Genomic DNA, 12,498 nt, shown 5'->3' on the forward strand with positions numbered 1-12,498 from the left:
GATCAGCGCTCCGCCATCGCTAGGGCCGCTTTGTCGTAGACGTCGCGCATGGCCGCTGCCTGCCTCGCCAACGAAAACCTGCGGCTCCGGCGCAGGGCTGCCCGTCCGAGCTCCCGCCTGTGCTGCGCATCCGCGGAGAGACGGTTGATGCAGGCGGCGAGATCATGCGGATCGCGCGCGTCGTAGAATAACGCGGCCCCGTCCCATAACTCGCGGTAGGTGGCGATGTCGGATAGAACCAGCGGCGTCGCCGACATGGCCGCTTCCAGCGTCGCCAGGCCGAACGGCTCGTAGAGCGATGGCGACACGAAGATTCCGGCGCGCGCCATCAGGGAGCGCATCTCATCATGCGGTAGCGCTCCGAGAGCGACGGCATGGCTGAAGCCGGCGCGCTGGCCGTCCGGACCTTGCGTGGAACCGGCTGCAAAGACGGGCCATTGCGTTATCGACGCGGCCTGGTCGATAACCATCGCGTTCTTGGCTTCGTCCCACCAGCGGGCGGCGGCGAAGACGAGCGGTTGACGTTTTTCGGCTTTCGCAACCGGGCGGGCGCCGTTGGCGACGACATTGAGACGCGCGATTTGTCCATAGCAGGTTTCGAGCATGCCGGCGTGGCTGTGGCTCGGCGCGATGACGGCGTCGGCCCTGTCGAAGCCGCGCCTGTTGCGCTGCTTCTGCCAGTCCCATGCACTGTCCACCGCCTGTCCCTTGACGGCATGGAACCATGTGACCACGCAGGAATGCGAGACCACCACGACAGGGCAGGGCGCATCGAGCCCCACTGCCTGCGTCGGCGCATTGAGATGAACGAGGTCGATGGCGTGGTCACGAATGGGCGCATGCAGCTCCCCCGGCAACGCATCGAGGTCGCTGGCATTGCGGGTCATCCAATCCGGCGGCGTGTTCAGCCAGGTCAGTGTCGCCAAGGACCGTGCTTCTTCGGCCTGTCGCGTGGATGGTTCCGGACCGAGACCGGCGAGCAAAACGCTGTCCCCGCCGTCCACGAATTCCCGCGCCAGATCAAGCGCGTACCGCCACACGCCGCCCACGGCATCGACCGTCATCAGGATGCGCCGCGAACGCGGGGTCAGTGTCCGCAACATGTCGCCTCCAGTTCCGCCAGCGGACGCGGGCGCTTCTCCTGGATGTCGCTGAATTTTTGGAACGAGGCGAGATAGTGTTCATGCGCGCGCTCCCACGCGATGTCATCGGGCTCGCCCCAAAGCTCGCGATAGCTCGGCGAACTCGGGTAGGGATAGAGAGGTACCGGCTCATTGGCCCATACGCCGTTGTCGATCAGGTGGTTTCGCCAGTAGTCGACCAGGGCAGGGTCATCTTCGACCACGCCGATCAGATTGGCCTGGACGAACGGAACATGGCGTCTTGCATCTACGAGCAGCGCGGCGAGTTCCTCCGTGCCCAGGCGGCAGCGCTTGGCCAGCATGGCCCGGCCCTCCACTGTCAGGCTTTCGAGGCCCGCTTCGATTGACACGCAACCGGCCGCGCCAAGCAATTCCAGCAGTTCGGGCTTCCACAGGTCGATGCGGGTCTGTACGCCGAATTTCACATCACGGTCGACCAGTGCCTCCAGCAAGGCTTTCTGCGGCAGGAAAATCTCGTCGATGAAGTAGATATAGCCGACACCTTGGGCGATCAGCCGGTCTATTTCCGTCACGACCGCCTCGTGATTTCGGCGGCGATAGGCATCGCGGAAATCCATCTTGGCGCAGAAGCTGCAATTGTAAGGGCAGCCGCGCGACGCCTCGACTTCCGCGCCGAACCCCACCTGGTGGTCGTCGAACCTGTGATGGTGGTGCGCGTGCGCGGCGATCCAGTCCGATGGCCATTCGAGCGGCGGATGGTCGATGAACGAACTGGCGTGGACGCCGCCGTTCGAGATCAGCCTTGCTTCGCTAAAGTAGGCGGTTGACGACACCGCACTCCAATCATCGCGCCGTGCAAGGTCGGCCACGACCTCCTCGCATTCGCCGCGCACGATGATGTCGACGCCGAGCTTGCGCAGCGTTGGCGCCGGTGTCGCCGAGCCATGCGGCCCGACCGCGACGGTGCGCCCGCCCCGCCCGGCAAGGCGGTTGAGAAAATCGGCCGGCACGCGCAATTCCGGCGGCGCGCAGCGCCAGAACAGATAGGTCGGCGCGGTGGTGACGACCGTCATTGCCGGCGCGAACTCGGCCACCCGTTCGGAAAGGCTGGAATTGTCAAGCTTCTGAAGCTGTCCGTCCAGCATCAGCACCTCATGGCCAGCCCGTTCGAGCAAGGCTTTCGAGTAGCCGAGTTCCAAGGGTAGATGCGGTTGGCGGCAGCCGAAATAGATGCTGTCGTCGTAGGTCCAGAATGGGTTGACCAACGCGATTTTCATGCGACGTACCTCTCGGCTTCGGCGTGGGGTTCGAGCCGGTGACGCTGCAACCATTCGGCGAGGTCACGGATGCCTTCTCGCCACGAAACATGCGCCGTCCAGCCAAGCGTGGTTTGCATCTTTCTCGTATCGGCGACGAAGAAGGGCTGGTCGCCCGTCCGCTCTGCCTCATAGCGGATCGACAGTGCTCGATCCGTCAGGCTGCCGATCTCGCTCAACAGCATGCGCAGGCTGAGCGCATTTTTCGGTCCGCCGCCGAGATTGAACGCCTGGCCCGTGATCGTCTCGATCCGGTCGAGCACGGCCCTGTAGGCTGCAACTGCATCGGAGACGTGCAGGATGTCGCGCACCTGCCTGCCGTCGCCGTAAATGGTTATCGGCCGCCCCGAAAGCGCGCAAAGCAGGAAGTGCGCAACCCAGCCCTGGTCCTCCGTTCCGAACTGGCGCGGGCCGTAGATGCAGCTCATCCGCAGGACCGCCGTCGGCAAGCCATAGGACTTGGCGTAGTCGAGCACGTACTGGTCGGCCGCGCCTTTGGAGCAGCCATAGGGTGTGCAAAAGTCCAGGCTGCGGCCCTCGCCGATGCCCTCGGTGCGGATCGCAGGGTCGCAGGGCACATAGCGCTCGCCCTCCGGGCGAACCGCAATGTCGGGGAGGCTGCCGTACACCTTGTTGGTGCTGGCGAAGATCACCGGGATTCGTTCGCCGCTCTGTCGCGCCGCCTCCAGGACGTTGAAAGTTCCTCTAAGGTTAATGTCGAAATCCTCGCCCGGCCGAACCAGGCTGGTGGTAACGGCGGTCTGCGCGGCCAGGTGGAATATGGCTTTCGACCCCGTGAGGGCCGAAGCCAAGGCGTTGGCGTCGCGCACATCGACGGTTTCCACGGTGAGGCGGCTTCCATGCTTGTGCGACAACCATTCAAGGTTCTGTTCGACACCAGCGCGACTGAGATTGTCGATCACCAGCACCGGCTCGCCGTCCGACAACAGGCTGTCGGCAAGATTGGACCCGATGAACCCGCTGCCGCCGACGATGGCGACAGGTGCTTCGCGACGGTTGCGCCTACCCGGCTTCATGACACCAGCCCGCGTTCTTCGAGTTCGCGTTTCATGTCGGCGCCGCGATCGATGGCAATCGTGTTGCGCACCCAGGAAACGAAGTCGCCGAGGGAATTCTCCAACTGCCGCCCTGGTTCGAAACCCAGCAGTTCGCGCGCCTTGGAAATGTCGGCGAAGCAGTTGCGAATGTCACCGGAACGCGCTTTGCCGAGCAGCTCGGGCGAGCGGTCCGGCGTTCCCATGGCCTCGGCCAGCAGGCGCGCGACATCGCGGATCGCATAAGCCCGGCCGCTTCCGATGTTGATGACGTGGCCTTTTGCCTGGCGTTGCTCCAGCGCCAGGCGAAAAGCGCGGGCGACGTCACGTACATGAACGAAATCGCGCTTCTGCTGGCCATCTTCGAAGATCATCGGCCGCTTGCCGTTGGCCAGACGCGAGGCGAAGTTGGCCAGCACGCCGGTATAGGGGTTTGAAAGCGCCTGTCCGGCGCCGAAAACGTTGAACAGGCGCAGCGCCACCGCATCGACGCCATAGGCTTCGCCGAAGATCAGCACGGCGCGTTCCTGGGCATATTTCGTCAATGCATAGATGGAGGCGAGATCGATCGGCTTTTCTTCGTCTGTCGGCAATGGCGAGAGAGGTTCACCGTCCGCAGACAAGGGATTCCATTGTCCGCCTTTGAGGTCGTTGGCCTTGCGCCGGGCGTTGCCGATGCGCCGGCCGTCGGGCGTGGCGTACAGACCTTCGCCGTAGACGCTCATCGAGGACGCGACGACGATCCGCTCGACCGGGTGCTTGATCAACACCTCGAGCAGTGTTGCAGTGCCGAGATCGTTGGCGCCGACATAGCGGGCGATCTCGTACATGGATTGGCCGACGCCGACTTCCGCAGCCAGGTGAATCACCCCGTCGACGCCGTTCAGCGCCTTGGTGACGGCTTCGCGATCGCGCACGTCGCCCTTGATCAGTTCGGCTCCAGCGGGAAGGTTGACCGCTTCGCCGGCATGCACCTGATCCAGCAATGCATCTAGGATGCAAACCGAATAACCGTGATCGGCGAATTCTTGTGCGACGTGGCGACCAATGAAACCACAGCCCCCTGTGACCAGTATACGTTTCACGACAACTCCTCGGACTGGTGACCTCGGCGCCCCCAACTTCTCGGCAAAAGCTTTGTTCCCTGGGCATCAACAAAGTTCTCCTGGCGGTTTCATTCGACAGCAGGCGCATCGCACCACGCGACGGGTGCTGGAACATTGCCTGCCGTGTGCTGTTAGGACGCTCAACAGTTGCCGCGGTGCGTGCGCGGCGAGAGAGCTGGCTGAAAGGAGATTTCAATGTCGCAATCGCAGACGACCACCAATCACGAGGAGATTCGCAAATGGGCCGAGGAGCGGAACGGCCGGCCGGCAGTGGTGCGAACCAAGGGCGAGGGCGGCATCCTGCGGATCGATTTCGGCGAGCCCGAGGAGGCATTCGAACCAGTCGAATGGGATGAGTTCTTTCGGATATTCGATGAGAACCGTCTGGCTTTTCTTTACCAGGCCAACACCGGCGGCGGGCAAACCAGCCGTTTCAACAAGTTCGTCGAGCGTGACCAAAAGGGCTGACCGAGGGCCGGCTGGCGATCAATCGGAAACCTGGTTCGGCTCAGTTCAGAAGCCTTGCGCCGCCGGACTTTGCCAAATCGCGCATGATGGCGTTAAGCCAGTCTTCGGTGGACTGGCCGATCCGCCTTTGGTCGATGTCACGGATCGCTCGCTCGAGCGTCCTTTCGACAAGCCGGTCGGAGGCTTCCACATCCCCCAGCAACAGACGTGCCGCAAGCCTGAGCTTGGGCAGGAGCGAAAACACGTCATCCGGCGAACTTGGCACAAAGCCGCTCGCCTCAGCCGGGCCTTGCGGCGGGAAAAGGGCGTTGAATACAGCCCCGCTGCCCGAGGATTTTCGCAGGTTGCTGGCATGCCGGAGATGTTCGGGAATGGCGATATCGCTGTCACCGCTGAAAAACACGAACGGGACGCCGCGGCGCATCAGTTCGTCCGCGATCGGAAAGACACGTCGCCCGTTGAGGTTGATGTCGAGGATGGCAGCCTCGGCCGATTCAGTGTGCAATGATGCTTGTTCGACCGTCGCTGCCGGTCCCAGGATGATCGCACCCATATTGCTGAAATAGCGGGCGAGATCTCCGGCTACCATCCATTCGTCTTCGACGATCAGAAGATGCACCCCTTGCAGATCGCGCACCCGGTCATCCTTTCTCGAGCAGTATCTGGTGGAAACAGTGTCCCTCGCCGAGCCTGCTGGCGTTTCGGCACGAGCCCGGCAATTCCACGCCGCTGACTCCATGTGCGTCGGGAGCTTTGTTTCAGATGGACGTTTGGTCATTGAACACGTGAACTCCAAATTCAACGCCATCCGTCGCGACTTGTTCCGTATCTCCGCCGCGCCTATGCTTACCTGCTGTCCAGCCTGCTTCATAAGTGATTTCGCACACAGGTGCCGAAAGGGGAACTTCCAGTGACAGCCCAGGCGAAAAGATTTCCCATCGTGGGCGTCGGCGCGTCCGCCGGCGGGATTCCGGCGATGGAAGGGCTGTTCAAGGGGATGACCGGTCAGCCCGGCATGGCGTTCGTCGTCATTACTCATCTCAGCCCTAAGCGAGAGAGCCTGTTGCACGAGGTCGTCGGCCGCTACACCGAAATGGCGGTCGAAATCGCGGCGGACGGCATGGTCGTTCAACCGAACCACGTCTATGTCATGCCGCAGAACGTGACCATGACTATCGACAAGGGAATGCTGCGCCTGCGCCGGCCCAATGGGTTCAGCCAGGAGCGCAAACCCATAGACATCTTCTTCAGCGCACTGGCCGAAGACCAGGGCGAACATGCCGTCGGCGTCATCCTGTCGGGCGGAGATTCCGATGGAACCTTGGGCGCCAAGGCGATCAAGGAGCATGGCGGGCTCACCGTTGCGCAGATCTCCGACGGCTACGGCCCGCGCAACCCCGATATGCCGCAGAGCGCCATCACCAGCGGACTTATCGATATAGCCGCGCCCGCCGAGGAGATCGGCACGAAACTGGAAGCCTTCACGCGCGGCTTCGACGCGTTGAATGGGTTGGCGGAGGAGGATAGCGTCCGCACGGCGGGTATGGAAAAGGTCCTGTCTCAGATCTACGGCATCCTGCGCAGCCACTCAGGCCATGATTTCTCGGGCTACAAGACCAAGACGTTCCTGCGACGCATCAAGCGGCGCATGCAGATCGCGCAGATGCAATCCATTGGCGCATACGTGGAATGGCTGCAGAAGGACCCTCGCGAGGTGATGAACCTTTTTCGCGACCTGCTGATCAACGTCACCAACTTCTTTCGCGATCCCGAGGCCTTCGAAATGCTCGAGCGAAAGATCGTACCGCAACTCTTCGAAGGCAAGACCGCCAACGACATCATCAGGGTGTGGATTCCCGGCTGCGCCACAGGCGAAGAGGTGTTCTCCATCGGCATCCTGCTACGCGAACATGTGGAAAAGCTCCCGGTCGTTCCGCGAATCCAGATATTCGCGACCGATATCGACGAACCGGCGCTGGCGGTGGCGCGGGCAGGGCGCTATCCCGAAGCCTTGCTGCAGGGACTTTCCCCCGAACGCCGCCAACGGTTTTTCAATGGCGACGGCGACATCTATGTCATCAGCAACGAGATACGGGAGCTGTGCATCTTCTCGCCGCACAGCGTCGTTCGCGACCCGCCTTTCTCACGCATGGACCTGGTCTCGTGCCGCAACCTGCTGATCTATTTCGGCCCAGCCATTCAGAGCCGGGTCATTCCTATTTTTCATTACGCCCTGAAGCCTGGCGGTTACCTTTTCCTCGGCACCTCGGAGAGCGTCGGACAGAACGACGATCTGTTCGCTACCGTCGACAAGAAACATCGCATCTTCCAGGCGCGGGAGCATGCCTCGCCGCATGTCAGGCTGCCGGCCCTGATCGGCGATGGCCGTTCAGGCGCATTCCCGTCCGAGAGCACTGGCTTGAGGAAGGGAGCCGCCGGTTATCCCCTACGCCAGGCGGTCGAGGCGCAGGTGCTGGAGCGCTTCGCCCCCCCGCATGTGCTGGTCAACGCCGAGGGCGATGTCGTCTACTACTCAGCTCGCACCGGCAAATATCTCGAAGCGCCGCAAGGCATTCCCAGCCGGCAACTGTTGACAATGGCGCGCCGTGGGCTGCGACTCGACTTGCGCGCCGCGCTGCGGGAAGCGACGTCGACGCGCCGGACCGTCATACGGGAAAATCTCACGGTCGAGGAGGATGATGAGCGGATCCAGCCGATCAAGCTCACCATTGAGCCGCTGGCGGAACGCGACAATGGCGAGCCGCTCTATCTCGTCCTGTTCGAACCGTCGGGACCTACGCAGATCCGCACAGACCAAGGCGGCAGCCATGACACCGACAGCACCGCCGATCTGGAGCGAGAACTGCGCGATGCGAGGGAGCGCCTGCAATCGACGATCGAGGAATATGAGACCGCACTGGAAGAGGTGAAATCGTCCAACGAGGAACTCGTCTCTGTCAACGAGGAGGCCCAGTCGACCAATGAGGAACTTGAGGCCTCGAAGGAGGAAATGCAGTCGCTCAATGAGGAACTGAACACTATCAATGCCGAGTTGACGAACAAGATCGAGGAACTCGATCACGCCAACAGCGATCTGCGCAACCTGTTCGAAAGCACGGAGATCGCGACCATTTTCCTCGATCGCAATCTGGTGGTGCGGACCTTCACGCCCGCGGCTTCGTCGTTCTTCAGTCTGCGACCCTCCGACGTCGGCCGGCCGCTGACGGACCTGTCGAGCCAGTTGGAGTATCCCGAGTTGAAGCAGCATATCGCCGAGGTGTTCGAGACAGGCGAGACCCTGAACCACCACCTTGCGCGCGACAGCGCCGGGCGGTTTCACATGGTCCATATCAATCCCTATCGGGACAAGAGCAACCGCGTTCAGGGTGTGGTCGTGACACTGGTCGACGTCACCACTCTGGCTCAGGCGGAAGAACATCAGCAGGTTCTCATCTCTGAGCTCAACCACCGGGTCAAGAACATGTTGGCGGTGATCGTCAGCATTGCGAGCCGCACGCGGGAGAAATCCGTGTCGAAGGATGAATTCGCGGAAGCCTTGATCGGGCGCTTGCATGCGATGTCGCGGGCCTATGGGTTATTGAGCCGGAAAAGCTGGAAGGAAGCTTCGGTCAGCGAGCTGCTTCACCAGGAGCTCGAGCCGTTTGGCATTGAACGGTTCGAACTGAACGGCCAGGAGATAGAACTTGGACCGCAACAGGGCCTTTCCCTTAGCATGGCCGTCCACGAACTGGCCACCAACGCGGCCAAATATGGCGGTCTTTCCAAACCTCGTGGCAAGGTGGTGGTGATGTGGTCGATCGCTGACGACATGTTTACGCTTACCTGGCGCGAGAAGGACGGTCCCCCTGTCAATGAACCCGTCGGCAGCGGCTTCGGCCTCACGCTGCTGCAGGGAGAGATCGGCTACAGGCTTGGCGGCCATGTCGAAACCGTTTTTCGCAAGGAAGGCCTCAACGTTCAGATCGCATTTCCCGTTAACCGGAAGGAGGGGTCGTGAACGACGGACCGCGCGTCCTGGTTGTCGAGGATGAATGGCTAATCGCGGAAGACACCGCGTTAGTCCTGCGTAGCGCCGGTTACCAGGTGGTCGGTCCCGCGCCTTCGGTAGCCGCGGCGCTTCGTCTCGTCGGCTCGGACAAGATCGACATGGCGTTGCTGGACATTCAGTTGAACGGTGAAACGAGCCTGCCCCTCGCGGAGACATTGCAGGCGCAGGGTGTTCCCTTCGCCCTCATGACGGGATTTGGCGCGCGCGACCTACCGGCATCCTTTCGCGACTGCAAATTCGTGCCCAAGCCGGCGACTGAAGCAGCTATCCTGGCTGCGCTGGCCGACCTGGGGTCGCTGCGCGACGTTTCGCGTTGACGGGCACTCGAAGGGCGCCACAGGATCAGTCCAAGGGCTTGTCCGTCGGTCGCGGAGTCGTGCTGGGCTGACGGGGACGACCGGCATTTCGATTGGCTGTGGGATTGTCCAGGGGAGGGGCTGAAGGGTGAGATCCTCCGGCAGTCTTCGGCGTCGGCGATTTCGCCCCTGCGTCCGTATCACCGGCGTCTCGCCTCGGGTGTGGCAAACCATCGGTGTTCGGAGACCGAATAACGGGTTTCGAGCGAGAATTCTCGTTGGCCATGGCGGCACCCTTCTTCTGAACCGAACTCAGCGGGTCAATCGCCGACACAGCAGAAGGTTCCGAACTGCCAATGCCGATCGGGCGGGCGTCCAACGGATGCCGGGAATGAGACAGCTCTTGCCTCTGGAATTGCGACATCTCAGCCATGCGGCCGCATAACCACCTTGATGCAACCATCCTGCTTGTCTCGGAAGGTCTTGTAGAGGTCCGGCCCGGCTTCGAGCTCGGCTCTGTGGGTGATGACGAAAGACGGGTCGATCTCGCCATTCTGGACCTTGGCCAGAAGTGGTTCGAGATAGCGCTGGGTATGGGTTTGGCCCATTCGGAAGGTCAGCCCCTTGTTCATCGCGGCGCCGAACGGGATGTGATCGACCAGGCCGATATAGACGCCGGGAACCGAGATGGTGCCGCCCTTGCGGCAGCAATAGATCGCCTCTCGCAGCACATGCGGCCGATCGGTGCCGAGATAGACGGCGGCCTTCACCTTGTCGAGCATGGCGTCGGCGCTGGCGCCGGGGTCGGATTCAGTGCCGACGCAGTCGATGCAGCGATCCGGGCCGCGGCCGTCGGTCATCGCCATCAGTGCGTCGTAGATATTGGAATTGCTGAAGTCGAGCGTCTCTGCTTTGCCGTGTTCACGCGCCATGGCCAGCCGCTCCGGCACCTTGTCGATGGCGATGACGCGGCCGGCGCCGAGCATCCACGCGCTCTGGATGGCGAATTGGCCAACCGGGCCGCAACCCCATATCGCGACCGTATCGCCCGGCTCGATGCCGGCGTTCTCTGCCGCCATGTAGCCGGTCGGGAAGATGTCGGAGAGAAACAGCACCTGTTCATCTTCCATTCCCTCCGGCACCTTGATCGGACCGACATCGGCGAACGGAACCCGCAGATATTCCGCTTGTCCGCCCCAATAGCCGCCGACAAGATGCGAATATCCGAAAAGGCCGGCCGGCGATTGACCCATCGCTTCGGCGGCCTGTTTTGCGTTGGGATTCGAGCGGTCGCAAAGCGAAAACAGCCCGTTCTGGCAAAACCAGCACTCGCCGCAGGAAATGTTGAACGGCACCACCACCCGGTCACCCTTCTTGAACTTCGAATGGCCCTGACCAACCTCCACCACTTCGCCCATCGTCTCGTGGCCAAGCACGTCGCCCGATTTCATCGTCGGCATGTAACCGTTCATCAGGTGGAGGTCGGAGCCGCATATGGCGCAGCAGGTAACCTTGATGATCACGTCGCGGTCATCCTCGATGACGGGATCGGCCACTTGGTCGCAGCGTATGTCGCCTTTGCCGTGCCATGTAAGGGCTTTCACGATGTTGCTCCTGAGTTTCGAGGGTGCGTTTCATTGGTGAGACGCGCGTTTCTCGTGCGTGGCGCCGAAGATGCCGCCGGTCAGTCCTGGGACGCCGAGCCCGGCGCAGCCATCTCGCGGTGCTGTTCGGCCAGCGTACCCGCTGGCGTGACATGCGCAGCGGCGACCTGCAGCTTGTTCTTCCAGCCGCTGACCACCTGTTCTTCGCCAGTCATCATCGCTTCGTAGCCGGCCTTGGCAACGTCGGCCGGATTGTCCTTCTCGTCGGTGCCGACCTTGGTGTCCATCATCTCGGCGCGTTCGAAGAAGCGTGTCTGCGTGGCGCCGGGCATCAACACGGTCACCGTGACGCCGGTGTCCTGCAATTCGTGACGCAAGGCGATCGCGAAGGAATCGATGAATGCCTTGGTGCCGTTGTAGACGGCTTGGAAAGTCCCGGGCATGAAACCGGCGATCGACCCGGTGAAAAGAATGCGCCCGCGCCCGCGGCGAGCCATCTTGGCGCCGAGTTCATGCGCGAGATACACCGTTCCGGTGATATTGGTGTCGATGATGCGCCGGATCTTCCCCCAGTCCTGGTCGACGAAGCCATTGCCGAGCCCGCGTCCGGCGTTGAGAAACAGCAGGTCGATGTCACGCTCGCCAATTCGGGAGATCAGCCGATCCACGCCTTCGACGGTCGCGAGATCGGCCTCGACGGCTTCGACTGCGATATTATGTGAGCCGAGTGCCTCGGCGGCCTGCTGGATTGCCGGTTCATCAGCCGCAACGACGAGATTGTAGCCATCCTTCGTGCAGAGTTTCGCAAGTTCCTTGCCTATGCCGCTCGAGGCGCCGGTGACCACTGCGAGTTTTGCATCCGTCATGATTTCCTCCGTCGTGCCGGCCGAACCAGCAGAGGAGATGATTGTTCCGTGGATCGGTATCGTCCGGTCGGCGCCTGTCGGAAGTCTGACTTCTGCTCTTGGCCGGGCGATGGATTTTCGGAATTCGGGCGGGAACAACCGGATGGTCCCGCAGTTCGGCGCGTGCAGGAGGAACATGATGCAACATGCTGATAAGATCGCGCTCCGGCGTGTGAAAATGCTGGTCGAGCAATATGTGCTGACCAGGAGCAGGCGATATGATTTCGTGTCGACGGAGTTGGCTTGCAGGGCCATTCGTGAGGTGATGCGCAGCCCGATCGAAGATGCCGAACTGGATCGCATGTTGGCCAGAAGCGCGGCCAGGCAGGGGCTTTCGGTGCGATTCGACCGGATGGAAGCTTGGCAGGCTGCTTCGCCATCTCCCACCGAAGGAGTATCGATATGAGAGCCGTGTTGCTGATGCTGGCACTGGTCTGTCTGGCCGGGTGCAACAATCCCGATCCCGACAAATCCAAAGCGGATACGAACAGTCAGCCGGTCGACAAAAACCCCACAACCGACACGAACCCCACCCCACAAACCACCACCGGCGGAGATCAGCAAGGCACCCAACCG

Annotated in this window: 10 protein-coding genes; 3 read left to right on the forward strand and 7 right to left on the reverse strand. The window is 61.8% G+C overall.

The features are described 5' to 3' along the window. Positions 1-2: 2 nt before the first annotated feature. Genes FJ951_RS12080 through FJ951_RS12095 form a run of 4 tightly spaced genes read right to left on the reverse strand, consistent with a single transcriptional unit; the run spans position 3 to position 4,559 of the window. Positions 3-1,103 (reverse strand): glycosyltransferase family 4 protein, encoded by a 1,101-nt coding sequence (locus FJ951_RS12080; RefSeq protein ID WP_140515206.1) that lies wholly within the window; start codon positions 1,101-1,103, stop codon positions 3-5. Further along, positions 1,088-2,380 (reverse strand): TIGR04295 family B12-binding domain-containing radical SAM protein, encoded by a 1,293-nt coding sequence (locus tag FJ951_RS12085; RefSeq protein WP_140497414.1) that lies wholly within the window; start codon positions 2,378-2,380, stop codon positions 1,088-1,090. Before FJ951_RS12085 ends, FJ951_RS12080 begins: the two co-directional genes overlap by 16 nt. Further along, positions 2,377-3,456, reverse strand: a complete 1,080-nt coding sequence (locus tag FJ951_RS12090; protein ID WP_140497416.1) for an NAD-dependent epimerase/dehydratase family protein — start codon at positions 3,454-3,456, stop codon at positions 2,377-2,379. Before FJ951_RS12090 ends, FJ951_RS12085 begins: the two co-directional genes overlap by 4 nt. Continuing rightward, complete coding sequence (locus FJ951_RS12095) at positions 3,453-4,559, reverse strand: SDR family NAD(P)-dependent oxidoreductase (RefSeq protein ID WP_140515207.1); 1,107 nt, start codon at positions 4,557-4,559, stop codon at positions 3,453-3,455. The genes FJ951_RS12090 and FJ951_RS12095 overlap by 4 nt, the downstream gene beginning before the upstream one ends. Before the next feature lie 216 nt (positions 4,560-4,775). Between FJ951_RS12095 and FJ951_RS12100 the strand changes: the two genes are divergently transcribed. Further along, the gene (locus tag FJ951_RS12100) at positions 4,776-5,048 is read left to right on the forward strand and encodes a hypothetical protein (RefSeq protein WP_140497420.1); all 273 of its coding nucleotides are present in this window, start codon (positions 4,776-4,778) and stop codon (positions 5,046-5,048) included. A 40-nt stretch (positions 5,049-5,088) separates the two neighbouring features. Here FJ951_RS12100 and FJ951_RS12105 read toward each other — a convergent pair whose 3' ends face one another. Beyond that, a complete protein-coding gene (locus tag FJ951_RS12105; RefSeq protein ID WP_140515208.1) occupies positions 5,089-5,685 on the reverse strand; it encodes a response regulator in 597 nt (198 codons plus the stop codon). 273 nt (positions 5,686-5,958) lie between these two features. Between FJ951_RS12105 and FJ951_RS12110 the strand changes: the two genes are divergently transcribed. Together FJ951_RS12110 and FJ951_RS12115 are read left to right on the forward strand one after the other, a co-directional pair. Beyond that, a complete protein-coding gene (locus tag FJ951_RS12110) occupies positions 5,959-9,066 on the forward strand; it encodes a CheR family methyltransferase (RefSeq protein WP_140515209.1) in 3,108 nt (1,035 codons plus the stop codon). After that, positions 9,063-9,434 carry a response regulator gene (locus FJ951_RS12115; protein WP_140515210.1) on the forward strand — a complete coding sequence of 124 codons (372 nt, stop codon included), beginning with the start codon at positions 9,063-9,065 and terminating at the stop codon, positions 9,432-9,434. Before FJ951_RS12110 ends, FJ951_RS12115 begins: the two co-directional genes overlap by 4 nt. Before the next feature lie 404 nt (positions 9,435-9,838). Here the strand turns inward: FJ951_RS12115 and FJ951_RS12120 are convergent, their stop codons facing one another. Both FJ951_RS12120 and FJ951_RS12125 read right to left on the reverse strand, forming a co-directional pair. Then, entirely contained in the window at positions 9,839-11,017 is a 1,179-nt protein-coding gene (locus FJ951_RS12120) for a zinc-dependent alcohol dehydrogenase (RefSeq protein WP_140497428.1), read from the reverse strand. Between the two features lie 80 nt (positions 11,018-11,097). Then, a complete protein-coding gene (locus FJ951_RS12125; RefSeq protein WP_140515211.1) occupies positions 11,098-11,883 on the reverse strand; it encodes an SDR family NAD(P)-dependent oxidoreductase in 786 nt (261 codons plus the stop codon). Positions 11,884-12,498: the final 615 nt, after the last annotated feature.

The sequence above is a fragment of the Mesorhizobium sp. B2-2-3 genome (assembly GCF_006442405.1).
In the GTDB taxonomy this organism is placed as follows: domain Bacteria; phylum Pseudomonadota; class Alphaproteobacteria; order Rhizobiales; family Rhizobiaceae; genus Mesorhizobium.